This is a genomic window from Ignavibacteriales bacterium (assembly GCA_026390815.1).
In the GTDB taxonomy this organism is placed as follows: Bacteria; Bacteroidota; Ignavibacteria; order Ignavibacteriales; family SURF-24; genus JAPLFH01.
In genome coordinates, this window is sequence record JAPLFH010000039.1 from 23,031 (window position 1) to 44,086 (window position 21,056).

10 protein-coding genes are annotated in these 21,056 nt (G+C 35.2%); all 10 read right to left on the reverse strand.

The window, feature by feature from the left end:
• Window positions 1-30: 30 nt before the first annotated feature.
• Window positions 31-2,037, reverse strand: a complete 2,007-nt coding sequence (locus NTX22_11980) for a glycoside hydrolase family 9 protein (protein ID MCX6151238.1) — start codon at window positions 2,035-2,037, stop codon at window positions 31-33.
• Window positions 2,038-2,137: 100 nt separating this feature from the next.
• Window positions 2,138-3,169 carry a PorV/PorQ family protein gene (locus NTX22_11985; protein ID MCX6151239.1) on the reverse strand — a complete coding sequence of 344 codons (1,032 nt, stop codon included), beginning with the start codon at window positions 3,167-3,169 and terminating at the stop codon, window positions 2,138-2,140.
• A gap of 12 nt (window positions 3,170-3,181) precedes the next feature.
• Complete coding sequence (locus NTX22_11990) at window positions 3,182-6,397, reverse strand: hypothetical protein (GenBank protein MCX6151240.1); 3,216 nt, start codon at window positions 6,395-6,397, stop codon at window positions 3,182-3,184.
• A 23-nt stretch (window positions 6,398-6,420) separates the two neighbouring features.
• The gene (locus tag NTX22_11995; GenBank protein MCX6151241.1) at window positions 6,421-9,132 is read right to left on the reverse strand and encodes a TonB-dependent receptor; all 2,712 of its coding nucleotides are present in this window, start codon (window positions 9,130-9,132) and stop codon (window positions 6,421-6,423) included.
• A gap of 244 nt (window positions 9,133-9,376) precedes the next feature.
• Window positions 9,377-12,040 carry a T9SS type A sorting domain-containing protein gene (locus tag NTX22_12000; GenBank protein ID MCX6151242.1) on the reverse strand — a complete coding sequence of 888 codons (2,664 nt, stop codon included), beginning with the start codon at window positions 12,038-12,040 and terminating at the stop codon, window positions 9,377-9,379.
• Window positions 12,041-12,117: 77 nt separating this feature from the next.
• Complete coding sequence (locus tag NTX22_12005) at window positions 12,118-13,743, reverse strand: sodium:solute symporter (protein MCX6151243.1); 1,626 nt, start codon at window positions 13,741-13,743, stop codon at window positions 12,118-12,120.
• Between the two features lie 361 nt (window positions 13,744-14,104).
• The gene (locus NTX22_12010) at window positions 14,105-16,432 is read right to left on the reverse strand and encodes a T9SS type A sorting domain-containing protein (protein ID MCX6151244.1); all 2,328 of its coding nucleotides are present in this window, start codon (window positions 16,430-16,432) and stop codon (window positions 14,105-14,107) included.
• Between the two features lie 241 nt (window positions 16,433-16,673).
• Window positions 16,674-18,134, reverse strand: a complete 1,461-nt coding sequence (locus NTX22_12015; protein MCX6151245.1) for a sigma-54 dependent transcriptional regulator — start codon at window positions 18,132-18,134, stop codon at window positions 16,674-16,676.
• Window positions 18,135-18,255: 121 nt separating this feature from the next.
• Window positions 18,256-19,734, reverse strand: coding sequence for an ATP-binding protein (locus NTX22_12020; protein MCX6151246.1), 1,479 nt, complete (start codon window positions 19,732-19,734; stop codon window positions 18,256-18,258).
• A gap of 12 nt (window positions 19,735-19,746) precedes the next feature.
• On the reverse strand, window positions 19,747-21,045 hold the full coding sequence (locus tag NTX22_12025; GenBank protein ID MCX6151247.1) for an extracellular solute-binding protein: 1,299 nt from the start codon (window positions 21,043-21,045) through the stop codon (window positions 19,747-19,749).
• Window positions 21,046-21,056 lie beyond the last annotated feature (11 nt).

A 21,056-nucleotide genomic window follows, 5' to 3' on the forward strand; every position in this document is an offset into this window, starting at 1 on the left:
ATCTTTAAAAAGAATTGTTTGTCTGGGATTTTATTTCAGGACAATTAATTTTTTGGTTATTGAATTTGAACTGCTATTTATCTGGTAAAAATATACTCCCGTAGAAATACTTTTACCATTTGAATCATTTGCATCCCACAAATAAAAGTTTTCTCCCTTTTTACCATAACCTAAATTTTGTGAACGGATGATATTCCCAAGCGAATCAAAAATATTGATCATTATTTTTTCTTCGGCAGGCAAATAAAAACGAATGACCGTTGAACCGTTGAAGGGATTAGGATAATTTTGTTCTAATCGAATTTCTGAAGGAATAAACTCCTCTAATTTTCCTAAGCCGGTTTGTTCGCTTTCACCATTGAAATAACCCGAAACAAATACCAGCGGAGCATTCCAGTTAATGCAAATTTCATTAGAAGCATAACTCCCCTGGTTATCTATATAGCATAATGCCGGTGGTGTTGAACTGGTGAAATATGCTTTCAAAATGTCATCCTGCAAACCACTGTTTGGTCCACCAGCAAGTAAACCTGGAACTGGATTTTTAATTCCATCTGATGCTGAAGGGCGATGATGGGGATTCATAGGAAACCTTGTTCCGGTACCTGTTACAAAAGAAATATCAATTGCATTAGAACCATAAATGTAATTTAGTTGATCCAGTGCTGTTTCAAAATATGATTCTGTTTTTGTTAATGTGTAACCCGCTATAAGCAAAATAGCTTTATTTAATACATCGGAATTGCAACCCCAGTTGTACTCATTTGAATTCAGCACAACGTGGAGACCATTGGAATTTTTTCGCGTTACTAATTCATTGCAATAATTTTTTAAAGCCTGCAAAAGAGAATTTTGTATCCCTTTATCAATAGTCGGATTACTGCCGAAAAGATAAGTAAGATGCGCCATCGGTCTTAGGTTTGCCCAACTCATTGAACTTGTAAATAATCCACTTTCTGCATAATGCGTTTTAAAGTATGAATGATATTTCTCCTCGCCAGTAGATACAAATAATTCCGCTGCAGCCCATAATCTTTCATCTTTATCATTACCGTCTCCATACTCTCCGGTAAAAGTATCTGAAGGATTTCTAAATCCGCCGGAAGGAACGATTGATGAATGTGCTTCTAAAAATGCCCAGGCATTTACAGCTGCTGTAAGACACTGATCTGAAAAAGCGGGATCGAAGTTTTTATAAATCCTGTATGCTCTTGCAAGCATGGCTGCAAAGTCCGCCGTAGCTGTGCTGGCAACTTCATAAACGTATCTGGTTCCGGAATCATAATTAGGCATTATGAATCCTTCAAAATTCTTTTTAGTAAGTTTTGCAAAAACTCCACCATCTGCATTCTGCATTTTTAATAACCAATTCAATTCATAACGGGATTCATCCAGTATATCTGGAATGTTGTTTTTGCTTTCAGGAATATTCAAATCATCTTGATTAAAGCGATCCGGAAAATACTCATAAGCCATCAACAGTGTTCCAACGCTTACACCAGCATTAACAACATACTTACCATAATCACCTGCGTCATGCCAGCCGCCGGAAGTATTACGGTATCCGCTTTGCCCAGTTGAAGTGTGATAAACTCCATCAGTTGTATGACAAGAAGTGTGATAATAAAGCCCGGCATTTGCGCCAGCCAATATTGCTCCGCATCTTTGATAGTAGAATCCTTTAAGTGATTTGTGGTAAGCATCATTAAATACAGTATCGGAAATTGAAAATGATGAGGAAGAATCATTTTGATCAGTTGTAATAAAATATTTTCCGGTTTGTTTGAATGAAGAAAAATCCCCTTTATAAATTGTTAAACCAGTAGATTCATCATTCAACGCCCACAAACTTAATGCTCCGCTATACAGAATTTGTTTTGATTGGGAATCGTGAATGTAAAAACTATCAGCCGAATTGGTAACGAATAAATACTTGGCTGTTTTAGGTAAGTAACCAACCTGGTTTAATAAAACATTTTTTGCGGGAAGTGATAAACTCATCGCTATCAATAATAATATTACAAACTTCGTTTTCATAAGAAAAATCTTGTTAAAATTGATTATTAAATCAGTCCTAAAATAATAGAGACACGCTTTGGCGTGCCTCTAAATCAGAATAAATTATTTTGAATCTATTTTAAAAATTCAATCCTAAAGTGAACTTCTGGATATTTTTCAACCTTCCAAAATCCTGGTATGCGTAATCGAACCGGATTCCAAAATTTCCAAGCAATTGCTGTTTAATACCAAGACCAACAGCAAATGTTGCTTCAGAATTCTTTAGAAACATTGAATTATATCCGCCTCTAAGAGCAATTAAATTCATAAACCAATATTCCGCACCAACATTAATGCTTTCATAATTATCGCTTGGATGCATTGCATCAATTGCAAGAGTTAGTTTATTTTGATCATTGAATTCGGCAGTATATCCCAAACCGACTCTGAAGTTAAGCGGTAACGCCCATTCATTAGTCTGTAAATACGCAGGAATTTTATCATTATTACCACCATTCCGGGTATCAAGATCAACTAAAATTAAATTTGATTCTCCGGTAAGCTTCATCTTTGTTCCAAAGTTAGAAACTGCCGCTGCCAATATAATTCCGGCAAATGGAGTTCTGTATTGAACACCAACATCTAATGCCACAGCCATTGCACTCATTTTCCACAAGGATTGGTAAACAAATTTTGGATTAAATCCAATTGCAAAATTATCTGTTAGATTAAGAGCATACGCCAGACTGAAAGCAGCATCCCGCGCAGTGAATGATTCTCCGGTGCCGTTTGGTTCTTCTATGGTGGTTACTTTCATATCACCGTAATCGGATGTTGTAAAACTAAATCCAAGTACACCCATATCACCAAGGTTATAAGAAGCTGCAAGGAAGTTATAGCTTACATCAGCAAGCCAGCTGGTGTGGTCAAAAATTACTCCAATACCAGATGTCTTTGCAAGCCCTGCCGGGTTCCAATAGATAGCACTCTGGTCATCAGAAACACTTACAAATGCGCCACCCATAGCAGTGGCTCTGGCTCCCTGTGCAATTGATAGGAATGGAGCCGCTGTTGTACCTTTCTTTGAAACATCTGTAACAAAAAGCTGGGCAAATGCTGCAGATGTAGTGAAGAAAATTAAAACTATGGTAATATATAATTTATTTTTCATTGTTAATCTCCTTTACTTTATTACCGCAAATTTGCCGATGTGTTCACCGATTCCAGGAGCATCGACGTGATAGATATATACACCATAGGCAACATCCATCCCGTCTTCTGAAACAAGATTCCAGGAAAGAGCGCCATCAAGAGAGTTGGATTCTTTATCATTCCTTATAGCCGGAATGTTATTGAAAACTCCGGTGTATCCTCTCCGAAGCGTTTTTATTAAAGCACCTGCCATAGTGTAAATCCTTATTGTGCAATTATCAGGCAGATTAATAAAATCAATTTTACGTTCTCCTCTGCCTGTTGAGTTAAGATTTTTTCTTTCCCATATTGCAGCACCTAAATAAGGATTAGGGACAACACTAATGTTGGAAAGTTGAGTTTTTGCTATTGCATTATCTACCGAAGGAGCTTTTAATGCAAAGGAGAAATAATCCCCAGTTAAAAATTGTTTGGAAATTTTAATTTGAAACTTATCTCCTAATACAGGTTCAACAACAGCAGCACCGGGATCTGCCGGACGGTTATACCCTACTTTCCATGCAATCCTGGAATTACCAACTGTTTGTGTACCGATAAATTCCAGTATCTGAATCTCATCCCCAAAAGTTAAAGTACCGGTTCCATCCATATCTTTAATGGCAATCTTGTTTTTCTTTCCGGTATACAGGTTAGTTATTTTTAAGTTGACCGGCATTTTAATAAAAAGCTGCGCAGGTGCATTAATAAATCCTGTATCTTGTGGTGTATCGAAAAATTCGATCTGGTAATCGTTTGGCCACGGCATGCCTCTGCTTGTATTATCAGCGGTAATAACTAAATTGATGTTACTCTTTCCTACTATCCAGTTTGTTTTATCCGGTATTGGAAGTATAGTTGTATCGTTATTAACAGTTACAGACATACCATCAAAAACAGGAGTCGGTCTGCCAGAACCAATATTAGAAGTATCCAGCCCTGCAATAAGAACAGAATCTTTTCCATTAAGCATCCGATGTATTTCAAAAGTACTGGTTTTGTATTTAGGCATTTCCCCGGTAGAATTAAAAGTAACTTTATAATTAGCTTCGGCAAGTATTTGTGCCGGATCAAGGATATCTAATTTAATATTTCCGGTTCCAAGTCCCTGTTCTACCCGTTTAACACTTTCAGGATTTTGCAACCCTGCCGGTACATAACCGGTTGCAGGAGCATTTGGTGTTATTACTGCACAGTTTATGTCAATAAATTGTATGGTACCAGCAAAGTCTTCGTTAATTATTTTTGTGCATTCGGTAGGTTGTAAACCCTTAGTACCATAATTAGGATCTCCCATATCATAGGAAACGAGTGCATAATAATAACGCTGCCCATTATTAACAAGAGTATCTTTAAAACTGTGTTGTAAACTGTTATCTTCACCGCGCCAAAATCTTGCACCATTAATACCAACAGGATCGGGACCTTTAATTCCATCTTTTAAATCAAACTGGGCAAGAGGTTTCCAATATTTTGGATTACCTTTTGAATCAGTAATAATTTTAGCATCATTAAAAGCTGATTCTGTGCTTTTGTAAATTAAGTATCCTTCAAAATCTTTTTTATATCCTTTTGTTGGGTCTCCATCCTGGTAACCAAGGAATTTATCTACGGATGCTTCAGCCTTATTATCCCAGAACAGATAAACAGCCCCGTCTCCAGGTACTGCGGTTAATTTTGGTTTGCTTGGCGGTTTGGAAAAATTATAATTAGCATTGTAAATTTGTTGAACAGTTTCCTTATTAAAAATAAGATCTTCCAGGTTATTGCCAAACATTAATGCCATCGAGAATCTTTCTCTTTTATTCTTAAAAAGAGGAAATGGTCCGGAGGCAAATACCATGCTAATATTTGAATTTTGAAGAGAAGTATCGAACGTACCGGCAACCATTTTCATCCACATAGTTTCATCATCTTTTGGCCAGCCGCCGCCAACACCACCATCGCCTAACCTGTAAATTGAAACTGCTGTCAAACCGATCTGATCAGATTCGTCTTTATCGGTTTTATCAACATTCGGTTCGCCGGGGAATTCAGTGGCAACAGGGTATGCACCACTTGTGGGTAATCCATCACCTTCGCCCTGATCTGGTAAGGTATAGCCTTCATCAAGTGGTCCAATTCCGTCTAAACCAACATCATCATTAAGCGGTTCGTGTAATTCTGGATTCCATTTACCATCACCGTTCAAATCGGAAAAGCCTATCCAATCATGGTCATTATCAATACCATCATCTCTTCTCTCATCAACAAGTCCATCTTCATCATCGTCCTTTCCATTAGATCCATTGCCAGGACTTTCAAGATATGCATAACCATACATACCTGTAGCCCATCCATCCGGTAATCCTTTGCCATTACCATCAAATGCATAGGCAATATCCAATTTTGTATCGAATGAAGCACAGTCATCACCGGAGTCATTAGTTCCGCCAACACCGGGATCAGTATAAAGTCCGAAAGAAGCGTTACTATAATCATTATCAGAAATGTTAATTATATCAAAATGCCAGAAAATAAGATTTTCAGCAAGTACGTGAGACCATTGAAAACCTCTTGTTTCAACGCGTATTCCTAAACCGCCCCTATCAGAATCCGCAGCGATAGGGAAAAATAAAAAAGGAAGACGTGTGAATTCTTTATCTTTTGAATCATCCATTATAAAAAATGTTTCAAAATCCGAATTAGTTATTCCTTTACCAAAATAACCGCTCCATTTACCTGCCCATCCCGGGTCATTAAGATCGGTCATTTTATCGGGCCAATACAAAGGCCAGGATTTTGGATCGCCACTAATAGCCGGTTTTATTGATTGCGGATTTGCATATCCCGGCACCGGTGTTAAAGTCCAAAGTGCGCCGGTTACGGGATCTTTATCAACCCATTCTCTGTAATAAGTTTCCAGCGGGTGAATTTTTTGTCCTGTTCCAGGTGCAGTAACTTCTGCGGCAATAAGAACGCAAATTCCATCTTCGTAGGAATGTCCTGATCCGCTTGGCCATTCTCCGGAAGGTTGGTTGGGCCAATGACCAATCTGACCAACATTGTCAAATAAAGTTCTAACGCGGTTACCATTCATAATGCTTTCTCTTCTATATTGGATGTCACCTTTCGGTTCATTGCGGTAGAACCTTGTTAGGTTATCTGTTTGTGTATAGAAAGAGGAGCTGATTAAGAATAATAAAAAAAGTATTAAATATTTTTTTGTCATTTTTTTCTCCAAATCAAAAGTATCTAAAATCCGAATCCGAACCCAACACGAATTTCTCTTGGTGTTGAATAAAAGGATGGGTCTTTGACATATTGTTCAATTGTATTTAAGCCAATTACATTAACCGGACTAAACCTGTAACCTAAATCTGAATTAGCTCTGCCGGTTGTTCCATAAACCCCGTATTCATTTTTAATATCCAGAATATTATAAACCAGCAAGAATGTATTAATGTCTATTCCGGCAATCTTAAATACTTTTTCGGCGCGAAGATCAAGATTGTAAAACTCAGGTCTGGTTCCACCATTTTCAAACCGTACTCCTTTCGAAATTCTAACATCTTCTGTATAAGGAGTGCCGCTTCCATATTGGAAAATCAATCCAATCGTCCAATCGCCAGGTTCGCCAACTGTAACAGAAGCGTTAAGCGTATTTCTTTGATCCCAGTTTAGTGGAACTACAACTTTTGTTTCTTCAATTGGAGGATCTGTTTGATTATTATTAAAAACCGTATTAGGATCTGAAGAATTACCTTCAGCTATCTGGAATGTATAATCCAATTTAAAACCAAAATAATCAGAAAAACGTTTATCCACCGTAACAATAAATCCTCTTACGTTTCCGTAATCTCTGTTAATATATCTTGCATATCTTACAGCATCATAAGTTCTAATAATTTCCATACCCAGTAAGTTTCTTATGTCTCTGTAATACATGGTAACATCCAGTGCAAGATTTTGAAATAAAACCTGTTGTAAACCAATTTCATATTGAACTGTTTTTTGCGGTTTGAGATCAGGATTTCCGATTATTGAGCTTAACTGATCTTGCCCTTGCGGAACAAAATAATCAGGATTTGTATAAAGATTATCAAAGGAAGGAATTTGAAAGAAATGTCCATATGAAAATCTTATAATTCCTTGATCTGTAATAGGGAATGACGCACCTAAACGGGGACTAACCTGCCATTTTTTTGTGGCTTCTTTCATAATAAGATTTCCGCCAGCATCTGTTCCGTAAAAGTTTGTATTTCTATCTACGTTTTTCAAATCAACTGGCACTTGTGCGCTTGGATCAAAATAATCCAGGCGAACACCTGCGTTGATTATCATAATATCATATTCCATTTTATCTTGCACATAGGCAGAAAATTCATTCGGTTTTCTTACATAAAGAATATTGCTTCCTACATCTGTAATTGTACCAAGATTTGGATAACCTGGTTTAAAAGCAACGTATCCATTTGTATCGGCTATTCCCACATTAATTAAATCGTTGCTGTGGTTAAAAATTTTGTGTGCTCTGTATTCTGCGCCAATACCAATCTTATGCTCTTTGGAAATTTGTGAAGACAATGCCCATTGTATAATATTGGTTGAAGTATTTCTTTCATATCTGTTTCCTTCATTACCACCGGATCTAAAAGTGTAACCACTAAGAGCGAGTCCCTGCCGTGGATCCACATATCTTGGATCGTATGGATCATCATATCTGTTTCCCCAATATTTGTACAAAGCAGATGAAAACTTGAGAGTTTGGAAAGTACTTTGTGAAGGAAAAAATGAAATCTGAAAATTATGTATTAAGTCGGTTCTGTGATGAGCCATTTTACCGTCAGGAGTCCAGGAATAATAATGGTCGTAACCTTTGTTATAATTATTATCCCAAAAAATACTATAGCTTAATTTTAATGAAGGAAGAGCGTAAGAAAGTTTTCCGTTGAATGATAATTTTTTATCTGGATTCATCGATACATATTTACCATCTCCTGTTGCAATCGGAATGTATTCATTATTAGGAAGTTGGATAGGAGCAATATCTGTAATATTATAAACTCTTTTACCATACAGGTAGCCCTCGTTTTCATAGTAACGCCCTGTTAAAAAGAAAAATAAATTGCTTACAGGTTGAACCGGTCCGCTAAAACTGAATTGTAGATTTTTAGTGGGTACACGGGCAACCTTATCAAGGTTCTGAAAAAGATCGGTATGAGAAGTAACATAATTACCAACATATCCGTTAACAGAACCTTCAAATTTTTGCGAACCATCCTGTGTAACAATATTTACAATACCGGACATTGCCTGCCCATATTCAGCATTAAAGGTACCGCTAATTACTTCCATCTGCCGGATTGATGAGTTTTCTACCTGAAGAACGAAGCTGTTATCAAAAGCGTCAGTAACTGAAACACCATCAACAAGGTAAGAAACTTCATTGGAACGACCGCCTCTGAAGTGACCATCCATAACACCAGCCTGCAGATTAACAATCTGTCCCACGCTTTCTACCGGCATCATTTTTATATCACTTGCAGAAATAGTTACTGATGTTGAAGTTAAATCTTTTTGAACTAAAGGACGTTCAGCTCTAACAATAACTTCCTGTTTCATAGTAACAGAAGTAGAATTTAAGGAAACGTCCAGCTTGGTTGTTAAATCAATTTTAATAACAACATTTTCCACAATTGTTTTTTGGAAACCGACAGCCGTAACGATTGCTCTATATTCTCCGGGTGGTATATTATTAATATAATAATACCCATCAATATCTGCTGCCGCACCTAAATAAGTTCCTTCTATAATTATATTTGCGCCAACAACTGGTTCCTTGTTTTCATCAAGTATTTTTCCGGAAAGTTTGCCGGTTGTTCCCGCATATGTAATTATTGGAAAAAGGAAAACTAAATAAAGAAATAATTTTAATACTCTGAAATTTTGTACAGAGGATCTCAACTTATACCTCCATTTTAATGTTCATCTTAAACGAAATTATATAATAATTAAAATCTATATATCGGGAATAATCCCGGATTATTTTCTTGCTTAAAATTCAATTTGAAACTACAAACGAGAAATATTTCAATTAACGATAATTACTTTCATTCAAAATTAAGAACAGGTTATATTAATTATTATTTATCCTTAAAACGAAGAGGCGGTATTTCAACCGCCTCTTCAAGGAGGAGTTCATAGGAAATTATTTAACAAGCATCATCTTTTTTGCACTCTGGAATTGACCAGAAGTGATTTGATATAAATAGATTCCGCTTGATAAGTTGCTTGCATCGAAGTTTACTGAATAGACGCCAGCACTTTGGAACTGATTAACTAATTCTTTTACTTCTCTTCCTAAAACATCATAGATCTTCATTGAAACCAATCCTGGTTTTTCAATTGAGTATTTTATTTGTGTGGCAGGATTGAATGGGTTAGGATAGTTTTGATCTAATGCATAACTATATGCAAGCGCTTTGTTATCATTTACACCAACAGCCCACTTATTGCCAATCCACGTCCATAACCAACGTGAAGTAGTACCCCAGGATAGATCGTTGTTATTAGGTGAATAGCACATAATACCTTCTCTTGAACCAACAGGATCATCATTATCGTTTATAGAGAAGTCAATTGGAATTCTCATTCCTTCCTGTGGAACAAAAACATCATCAAAATTAGTTTGACCGGCATTACGTTTCTTTGCTAAATTTTCCCAGGAAATTCTTGCTTCTACAGTATAACCAGTTGGGAACTTTTCACCCCAAAAATAATCTGCAGTTCCAGGTATAACTAATGAATCAGAATTTGTTCCATCAAGTAAACATCTGTTTTTTGAAAAACGGAAATGGTAATCTGGTGTTGCACCTCTCTTATAAGCTCCGTGTGGAGCGCCATGCCAATTATATGTGCCTAGAAAAAGATCCGGACAGTCGCTTAAGTAAGATGCTATTTCAGATTCAGGTCTAACAACAACTACATCATCTTCAATATCAAAAGCAACATACAAGTAAGTTGGATCTACAGCTACATAGGCAGTAACTTTTAAGTCAGCATCACCATTTATTAATGTATTTGGCGCAACTGTTCCCGAACCGTCTGTAACAGACATAACTATTGGAGTAATGCCTGCCCATTCTTTAAGATCGCCATCTGCAACAAAAGTAGAAGTTGGAGCATTAAGAGAAATTGTAGAAACACCTTTTGCCATATTTGTAATTGGTTGAGGAGTCTGAACGATTTCTCCAACATTACCTGCTTTATCAACTGCATTAACAGCATAATAATAGCTAACAGATTGATCAGTATTCGGAGACCTTAAAAGTTGTTCCCATACTGAAGTGCCTTCTGGAACTGCAAGTTTTGCAACTTCAACACCTGCAGGCAGTGGATCTGGAATAGGATTAGGAATTGGATTTTCGCTATAATAAACATTATAAATTTCACCTGATTCACCAGGAACATCGTTCCAGGTAACCAAGTTAGAGTAAGTGCCCTGAACTGCTAACAAACCATCTGGTGGAGGTGGAGCAGTAACGTCTGTAGATCTGTATCCTTCAGGGGTTAATAAATCTACCATCAATGAACCTTCGCAAATTTCTCCCTGAACATAAGGAGCATCTGCACTACCTGAAAATTCTATTTTCCAGGATTTAATTTTATCTAAGTTTAAATTTCCATCCCCGATATTACCTGATTCCCAGGAAGGAATAGTAAAACCATCCCTTGGAAGAACACTAAGACCAACTCCTTTACTTTCAAGACGAAGTTTGATCATCTGCCAATCAGATGTTTGATAGAGATTGACAGGAACCGTCATTTGCCAGGGTTCAGTTGCCACACTTCCATCATATAGGAAGAAGCGCATAGTAACTCGTTGATCTGCACCGGTGAAAGGAGTGAGGACTTTTATAAAAAATACAAGATCTGTATTAGCAGATAAATCTGGTAAAAAGGTGCCATCTGGCATACTGTGCTGGGCATTTACATAACCGCCCCAGCTTTGACTGTTATTCACTTTAATATCAAGTTTAAGTGATGAATAACCTTCAAATGGTTTATCGGTAACATCTGTTAAGGCAATAATGCCATCATTACCAGCGCCTGCCCAAGACATATTATCAAGAGCAAAGAAACTATTTACTGCAGTAGAATCAAAAGTAGAAACTGGTGGGTAAGCAGTATCAAGAAATTCCAATTTATCAAAAATGATTGTACCAGTTCCTTTTCCATTATTTACAATACCAGGTGTTTCCCATTCTAAAACATATCCGCCAACTTTGTTTAGATCTAGTACTCCATTATTTTCTGTTCCAGCCCATCCTGGTAATGAAAATCCTGTAGCATTTGGTGCACCTTTTCCTAAATCAGTTAAAGGTATAATAAGCGACTTCCATCCTGGTGTATCATCATACATTGCTGTACCCATATTAATATACCAGCTTTCGTGGTCACCTCCACCATCCCAATAACCAGCACCACCGTCAAAAATCTGCATTCTGAATTCTACAGAAGCAACCGGATTTGCGGGTGTAACAACATTGTACCAAAGTCTTAATGCCTTGGCACTAGACCAATCCAGATAAGTAGAATCACTCTGCGGAACCTGATAGGTAAGCTGTGTATAGCCTCCGTAGCTTTCCGAACTATGCACAACATAATCACATTGTAAAGCGCCAGTTCCATCGTATTGACCAGTGGTTAGATCGGTCAACGTTAATGCACCTTCACCTGATGCTTGACCTGGTGTAGGTGGATGTCTGAAAAGAGTATCAGCCGCAACATTTTCAAACCCATTTACAATCCATTGGGCGTTAATAAATGATGCACAGGAAAAAAGGAATAGAACCATTAAAAGTTTCTTCATAACTTTTATTCTCCTTAGTTGTTTAGATTTTTAATTATTTAACATCGGGCAAAACACTTTTAATTTATTTTAAAAAATTACCACAAACTCCACATTCCAAGGATGATAATTAGAATAAATACCGATAAAAGCAAGTTAGTTCTGTATCCACTTACTGCACCGGAGTTATTGAAATTGTAACTAAATTCCTTAAAGCTATCTGCAAAAGAATATTTGATTTTTTGTACTTTAGATACTTCTTGTTTTTGGAATAGAAAGCTGACGGCTAATAGTAAAAAAGAACTTATTGCAAATAAAATTATTGCAAAATGTAAAAAGTTTATTTCTTTAATAGCAATTAGAAAAGAATTTTGAACATAACCCATATTTACCAACATATCCAATGCAAATCTTGATAATCCAATAATCTCTCCAATTATCAAAGTCCATATTGCAGCTTTAGCAGTTATACGTTTCATAGTTAATCCAAAAATAAAAACTGCGGTTATTGGAGGACTAACATAACCTTGTAAACTCTGTAAGTAAAGATAGACCTGGCTGGTAATTATTTTAACTAACGGTACACATAAAATTGCTACAACAACAAATATGGTTGTAGAAAGCCTTCCTATAAGAACTAGTTCTCTTTCCGATGCTTCAAGATGTTTAGGTTTGTAAATATCGTTGGTATACAATGCCGCCATACTGTTAAACACACTTGCAAGTGATGACATTATTGCTGCTAATAAGCCGGCAACTACAAATCCTTTAACCCCGATGGGAAGCAAGTTACTTGCAAGCAATACCGGGTATGCTTCATCTCCGGAAATTTCCGGATATAAAATTGCAGCAATTAAACCGGGTAATACCAAAACAAATACCGGCAGAATTTTTAGAAAAGCTGCCAGAAGAGATCCTCGGCGGGCATCGTTTATACTTTTAGAACTAAGCAGCCTTTGCATTATATATTGATCGGCACACCAATACCAAAAAGCAATAATCGGTGCGCCAAAGATAATTCCTGTCCACGGAAAATCAGGATCGGAAGCTGGTTTGAACATATTAAAAAAGTGGCTTGGTAGTTTTGCTTTCAAACCGCTTATTCCACCAACTTCAGATAAACCATATAGTGTAAGTATAATTGCAGCTAATATAAAAAGTATTGCCTGAAAAACATGAGTACGCATAACCGCATGAGCACCACCAATAACACAGTATAAACCTGTAACTAAAATTATAATTATAGCCGATGCATAAATATTTAATCCGAAAATTTTAGAGAATAGTATCCCGCCAGCAAATAAAGTAACCGATATTTTTGTAAACAAATAAATTACAAGTGAAAAGATTGTGAAAAATTTTCTGCTTCTCGAGTCAAACCGTTCTCCCAGAAATTCCGGCATTGTAATAACTCCCGATTTTAGAAAAATCGGCGCTAGAAACCATCCGAGAAGAATCAATATAAAGATCGCCATAAGTTCAAACTGCCCAACAGCTAAACCTCGTGAAGCGCCCGATCCTGCCAATCCAATAAAATGCTCGCTGGAAATATTTGTAGCAAAAATAGATAAGCCGACAACTATCCAACCCATATTTCTTCCGGCAAGAAAATAATCGGTTGTATTTCTATCCCTTTTACGAGAGTAGTTAAAACCAATACTTAATACAACGATTAAGTATATAAAAAGAATAAAACTATCAAGTAATGAAAAATTACTAATCACAGTTGTCCGATTTTAAACAAGCCTCTACTCTCACAAAAAGTGCCAGAAAGAGTAAAGTTATTTTTATCGAATAAAAGAAGATTTTTACTTTGGAAAATGCAATTGATAAGTTGTTCTTATTAAATTGATAACTGGATGGTTATTATTTTAATAAGCAGACTTTTGCAATGACACAACAATACAATTCAAATGATTTTCTTTTAGTGGTTAGTTGAATACAAATGAAATGTTTTAAATTTAAGGAGTGATTTACTCAAATCCATTATTATAAATTTAGCAATATGTTTTGCTTAGGATGATGGTTCACAAAATATTCATAATCTAACCTCCAACATATTAAATCCAAAAACAAACATCCATTTTACTTAAGCAAAACTATCTTCTTTATATCAATAAAACTACCAGCTTTAATCTGGTAAAAATAAATTCCGCTTGGCAATTGATTATTAGCTATCGAAAATTGATTGTTATAAGAACCAGCATCTCTCTCTTCATCAACAAGTGTTGCTACTTCCTTTCCCAAAATATCAAAAATTTTTAATTGTACATAACTGCGGATTGGCAACTGCCAGCTTATAACTGTGGCAGGATTAAAGGGATTTGGAAAATTCTGTTCTAACTTAAATTCTTTCGGAACTTCACTTTTTTTAGTTTCTTCAATACCTGTTACAACACCACCAAGATTGAAGTATGGTTCATATGTATCTTTTAATGTTTGCCCGACAGGTTTTAATTTACTTCTGTTCATAGTATACAAACCCATGCTCTGAAAACCATTAGGATGCCCATGAGAATACCAGTCAAAAATACACCACCAGGTTGTTCCCATCAAAAATCCATTTGTATTAAAGTTACCACTGGAAGAAATTGGTGCAAATGTTTTGAATGCGTTAAACGTATCATTAAAGATTTTAACCTGCTTATCTAATGTTGAATTATCCTCACTTGACCAGTATCCAAATTCAGTATCCATAACCGGTTTACCTGGATTTTTTGCTTTTGCATTAACTAAGAAATTTGTTGTGCCGCCAAAGTAGGATGATCCATAAAAAATCCCAAAGTAAAGTGTCCAACCCGCAACATCGCAAACTGCTTGTGATGGATCATCCGGTCCAGGTCGATCCGCCGCAGCTGACTGTATAACCAATCTGCCATCTTTAAATTTGCCATTTAATTCAGCCCACATCTTCTGAATAAAAACCTTCCGGTTATCAACATCATTACATTCGTTACAAGTGCTCCAGAATAAAATTGAAGGGCGGTTATAATCTTTAAAAATCATTTCCTTAAACATTTGTTCATGAATATGCCGGTCATTGTTTTGTATTTGCCAGGCTTCTGCCAAATCGAATTGCCATACCGGAATTTCTTCAACGATGGCTATACCGAGCCTGTCTGCTATAAGATATGTGAAAAGATGGTTTGGATAGTGAGCGGTACGCAGCATATTTGCATTTACATCTTTAACTTTTTCAAGATCAGAAAAAATTGTGTCGATTGGTATGCTTCTGCCATAAAGCGGGTGATCTTCGTGCCGTGCAACTCCGGTAAAGAACACAACTTTTCCATTTAGCAATACTTTATCCGATGATCTGACAACGGTTCGTATTCCAAATTGTGTATAAAACTCATCTAACACATTTCCGTTTTCTTTAAGAGTTATTTTCATCACGTACAAATTGGGATTTTTAGGCGACCACAATTTTGGGTTTTCAATCTGAAGATTTGTTTTGAAAATATGAATTGAATCTTTTAATACATCAAAATTTGCCGATGAATTACCGTTAATATTTTCAGCGTTGCCAATCAGTTCCGAGGCTTTTTCTGTCTTTAAATTGTTTGGGTTAACATCCGCAGAAAAGACTTCAATATTTACATCAGCATTTTTTGTTATAGTTGATTTATTATAAACTGTAACTGATGTTTGAATATTTCCATTAGTATCTTTGGGAACGATGTCCGCTCTTACTATAGAAACCGGATTAGATATTTCAAGGTAAACATCGTGAATAATTCCAGCATAATTAAACCAATCAACTTTAGGGTAAGGAACAATATCAGTCCTTGTTCCCCAAGCGGGATTATCAACTCTTACCGCCAAAACATTTTGCCCGCTAAAATTCAACTTGCCGGAAACATCAAATGCAAATGGAGTATAACCTCCTTCGTGATAGCCGAGGTAATTTCCATTTAACCAAACATCTGCTATATAATTCACAGAATAAAAAATCAGTTTGATAAATTTACCGTTAACAGAATCCGATAAGTTAAACTTGTATCTATACCACACTCCGTCCTGATAGTATTCCGGCACTTTAGGAAAAGCGTACATTGTGTTTTCAACGCCAGGAATATTTTTATCCTCCCAGGTATTATCATCATAAGCTGCTGTAAAACGATCCTGCGCCTCTGTAACAATATTGTTGTACCCATCAGTGTTTCTTTCAGCTAATGAAAAATCATGATTTGCTGTGAACCGTTGTTTCTTCCATATTCCTCTCAAATCAATTATCTGTCGATCCTGTTTTTCAAAAGAAGGAACCGGCATACCATTTTGATATGGAACGAAAACGCCATCACTTATTGGCAGCGATAAAGTTGGTTTTAGTGTTCCTACCTGAGAATGAAGAAATGAGGTTGAAAGAAATAAGTTAATTAAAGTGATTATAATGAAAAATTTTCTTGTCATTACTTTTACACCCTATATATTTGTTGGTTCTGGAATCTAATAATTTTACAATAACAGTACCAGTTCAAAATAAATTCATTTTGAATAAAAACATCAACTGGAATTTGATTTGAAAACATGTACTTATCAATCTAATAAGTAGCGACTTATTAAAATAATAATTATCAAAGCTGTTCAATTATTAAGTGGTTTTTGGTAAAGCATTTAATAAATTTTTAAAACTTATCTGATTTACCCAAAATTATTTTAATCCCAATTCTTTTGCCATGCGATAATAATTTGGTGGTGCCAAGCCAAGTTTTTTTGCTGCTTCAGTATCCGATGTTGAATTCCTTCTTACAAACATAAAATATTTTTCTCTAATCATTTTTTCCATCTGTTTAAGTGGAATTATCTCACCATCATCTAAAAATTTTATTCCTTCAAATTTTTTCGTTTCTAAAGAATCTGCTTCAGTTACACCCAAAGTCCGTTGTGCAACCAGTGGAGTTATAATTCTTTCATCTATAAATAGAAATCGTTGAACAACATTAATCAGTTCTCTTATATTACCAGGCCATTCATAATTGAGAAGAATTTCCTGCGCCCCGGCGTCTATAAACGGTTTTTCCTTACCCATATCAATACTTAATTGAGCCATATAATACTGTATTAAAAGTGGAATATCAGCTGGTCTTTGCTTTAGCTCTGGCACTTCAATCGGAACAACATTTAACCGGTAATAAAGATCTTCTCTAAATCTTTTAGCTTTAACCTCTTCCTCAATATTTCTGTTAGTGGCAGCAATTATTCTAACGTCAACTTTTATTTTTTCTGTTCGACCTATCTTTTCCAATTCACCATCCTGTATAACTCTAAGCAACTTTACCTGAGCTAATAGCGGTAGTTCTGTAATTTCATCCAAAAAAATTGTACCGTTGTTGGCAATTTCAAATAATCCTAACTTCTTTTTATCCGCTCCGGTAAAAGCGCCTTTTTCATAACCAAAAAATTCACTTTCAACAAGTTCGTTAGGAAGACTACCACAGTTAATCGGAATAAAATTCTCAAACTTTCTGTTGCTGTTGTAGTGAATATTATAAGCAACTAATTCTTTACCGGTACCGGAAGCGCCTTTAATAAGCACAACTACGTTACCGTGAGAATATTTTTTAATATCTTCCCGCAGTTTAACCATCAACGGAGATTCACCGATGATTCTTTTTTGTCTTAATACATCGTTAATATTCCTCATTAATTTTTGATTAGACTTCAATCTTTCTCTTTCAAGCACGCATTTTTCGTAAGCATTAAAAATGCTGATTATAAAATCAGTTGGCTGGTAAATATATTCTTCAATATCACCGGGATATTTTGTGCAGTACCAAAACGCACCTGCTTTAATTAGTTTATTCGCAAAATTGTAATCTGTTATGTTAATAGTCATTTTGGTAATTACAATAATTTGAATTGAAGAATTAATTTCTTTAATTCTTTGAATTAAGCTTTCTCCCATTAAGCCGCCGGCTATCTGGAAATCCATAATTACAACATCAAGATCAATTTCTTCATCCTCTAGTAGATCTAAAGCATCTTTACCGTTAGATACAATTTTAATTATAGAAATCTGATCTGAGAATGGAGCAATAGTATTCTGAACTCTTCGAACATCAAATTCTTCATCTTCAATCAATAAAACCTTTACCTGACTATTTGCAAGCATTTCTTATTCCTTTAAGAATTAATCTGAATTTTAATAATAATTTCAAAGTTTTTTGTTATCATTCACTCGTTAATCTTTTAATTTGATCACCGTAAAAAAAATCAGTTTTTGAATTTCTCTATTAGTTTTTTATAGCAATAATTAATGCACATCCTTTGCCGCTGAAATTTTTAGCATGCAATTCCCAGCCGCAGCGTTTGCTAATCTCATAAGCTATATAGCAACCATACCCAACATTTTGCATATCGGTTTTTTTGCTTGTTACATTTTCCAAAAATATTTTTTGAATTCCATCATCAGTTTTTTCTATCAATTCTGGCAAAATACCTTTCCCATCATCAGAAATTTCTATGGTTGATAGTTTTTGTTCCGGATTGTATTTCGTCTTTATAATTATGGTAAGAAACTGTTCGCCGCCGTGTTCAATGCTGTTTTGTATTAACGGTTCTATAATTTCCCAAATAACAAATTCATTTACCGGAACGATGGGGAGATTTTCATCCAAATTTAATTCTATTTGATAAGCATTCGACTTTCTTGAAATTCTTAAGAAAATATGCTCAACAATAAAACGAATAACCTCATTTAAATTTGTCCTGAAGATTGGATTCCTAATTGTCTGCACCGGCGGATCGTACCATTTCATATCATAAATTACACGCGAAATGAAGTTGGAGTATTTTGTAACTCTATCTTTAATTTCTTTAGTGTTCTCCGGGTTAAGCTGTCGTAAATCGTCTTTAATAAAACCCATCACCTTTTCTGCTTTATGATGAGTGTGATAAATCCTTTTAGTAAAAAGCAATTCTTTTTCATAGTTGAATTGTTTTTTTAAATTCTTTTCGTGCTCCTCAAATAAAAGTTTTTGTGCTTCGTCTCTTTCCTTTACAGTGTAACTGGAAATAAAGTACATTGCCAGTAAACCAAATAGAATTAACGAAAGATATATAACAGAAGTTTCATCGTAGCTTGAACTGATTTGATTTGTTATGAAAGAAAAATTTGGAGTATTTTTCATATAAAGTGCGCCAACAAATTCTCCGCGTAAAACAAACGGCACTAAAATATGAAAAGTCTGTTTGTCCGTTAAGATGCTGTAAATTTGTTCTTTTGAGATCAAATCATTCTTTATACTTTGAAAAATTTTTATTGCGTTTGAATGCCCAACCTTTGGTTTCGGTGGATTGTATTCATTCTTAAATAAGAAAGAAAATAAAATACTGCCATCATCAATTGCGTAAATGTTTTTATCCTTTGTTACCAACACACAAATCTCTTCAATATTATGCTGAAGCACTTGCTGGCTAAAAATTATATCGAATGACTGAATGATTCTGTTCACTTCATCATCTTCAAGTTTTTCTTTTGGATTTAGAGTTTCCACTAATAGCTCCAACGATGTAGTTGTTAAATTAGCAAGTCGCTCAGCGGAATCTTTTTGATACCAATCCTGGGTTTTACTTAAAAAGCTATTGATAGAAGATTTATTTATGAAAGAAAGTATTAATTGAAATGAGAAAAGAATAATAAAGAGAACGGTAAGATGTTTGAACTCGAAATGATATTCCTTCAATTTCTCAATTATTTTTTTTTTGCTCATAATTTTATCATTCTAAAAATTACTAGTTTGATTTATTTTTTCTTCTGCCTTTGTCAACGCATCTTTAACAGTAATTTTTTGCTGCATTGCCAAATTTAAATAGTACGAAAGTATGTCTGAAATATTTGTATAATTTTCTAAAAATGGTCTGTGGAAACCATGCTGCAGAAGTGTCTTGTAAAATTTTAGTTCATTATGTTTGTTAATATAAGCTGAATCAGAGTATATTTCATTGTTGATGGGTAAATATCCGCCAACCTCGTACATAATTTTTTGTGCTTCTTTACTTTGAATAAAATTAATAAATGTCATTGATTCCGATACTTTGGTTGAATATTTTGAAATCATTAAATTCCAGCCGCCAAATACAGAAGTTACTTTTCCACCTGCAAAGTGCGGAGTTGGTGCTTTTTCAATTGTTGCATTAGGAGATTTGAATTTATCCTTGTAGTTAACCTCAAAGCTTGCCCAACCGCGTAAAAATATACCGTTATTTTCAACAAAATAATCATAGCTTGGATTTTCTTTAAACTCACATACCTGTTTTGGGGAAACGCCATATTTATTTACTAAATCTACAAGTAGCTGTAAAGATTTAACTGCTTCTGGTGAAATAAGATTTAGTTTATTGTACTCAACAATACTTTTGTTTTGTTCAGCCATCATTTCTGCAAAGCTGCATATAAGCCCTTCATAATCATCTGCGGGGAATAAGAAGAAAGGATTTTGCTTTTTAAGTCTTTGATTAAGCAGTATAAAATCCTCCCAGGTAATAGATTCGCTTAGCTTCTTTTGCCATATTTTAAAATCTGGCAACTCCATCAATAAATCTTTCCTGTAAAACATCACAGCTATATCAATGTAAATTGGAATAGCAACTAAAGTATTTTTATAAATACTGGATTCTAATGCTTGCGGCAATAAATTGTCTTTTTGTTTTTGTGTGATAAGTTTATCCAACGGGATACACCACTTAGCAAAACGGGGAACCCATATCTGGTCGACGGCTAAAACATCAATTCGTTCACTTTTACTTCGCAAATACCTTGCAAGAAGTTCTTTCCTTTCATTTGTGCTAAACTTTTCAAATGGAGTATTTATAGCAACAACCTGAATTTGACCCTTGTATTTTTGATTAAAAAGATCAATCACTTTTTGATGAGCAATAGAAATATGATCGACAAAATATATCTTTTTAACTGGACCTTCCGGGTTTCGGGAATTTAATGGTGAAGAAACATATCCAATTAGTATAAAGGCTGTAATAAGAATAGTGCTTACAATAACATAAAAAAGTTTCTCAAATTTCATTTGATTTTAAT

What these genes read in the sequence shown, in the direction of transcription:
- NTX22_11980 (MCX6151238.1), bottom strand. Translation starts at nt 2,037, where the DNA reads ATGAAAACGAAGTTTGTAATATTATTATTGATAGCGATGAGTTTATCA.
- NTX22_11985 (MCX6151239.1), bottom strand. Translation starts at nt 3,169, where the DNA reads ATGAAAAATAAATTATATATTACCATAGTTTTAATTTTCTTCACTACA.
- NTX22_11990 (MCX6151240.1), bottom strand. Translation starts at nt 6,397, where the DNA reads ATGACAAAAAAATATTTAATACTTTTTTTATTATTCTTAATCAGCTCC.
- NTX22_12000 (MCX6151242.1), bottom strand. Translation starts at nt 12,040, where the DNA reads ATGAAGAAACTTTTAATGGTTCTATTCCTTTTTTCCTGTGCATCATTT.
- NTX22_12010 (MCX6151244.1), bottom strand. Translation starts at nt 16,432, where the DNA reads ATGACAAGAAAATTTTTCATTATAATCACTTTAATTAACTTATTTCTT.
- NTX22_12015 (MCX6151245.1), bottom strand. Translation starts at nt 18,134, where the DNA reads ATGCTTGCAAATAGTCAGGTAAAGGTTTTATTGATTGAAGATGAAGAA.
- NTX22_12020 (MCX6151246.1), bottom strand. Translation starts at nt 19,734, where the DNA reads ATGAGCAAAAAAAAAATAATTGAGAAATTGAAGGAATATCATTTCGAG.
- NTX22_12025 (MCX6151247.1), bottom strand. Translation starts at nt 21,045, where the DNA reads ATGAAATTTGAGAAACTTTTTTATGTTATTGTAAGCACTATTCTTATT.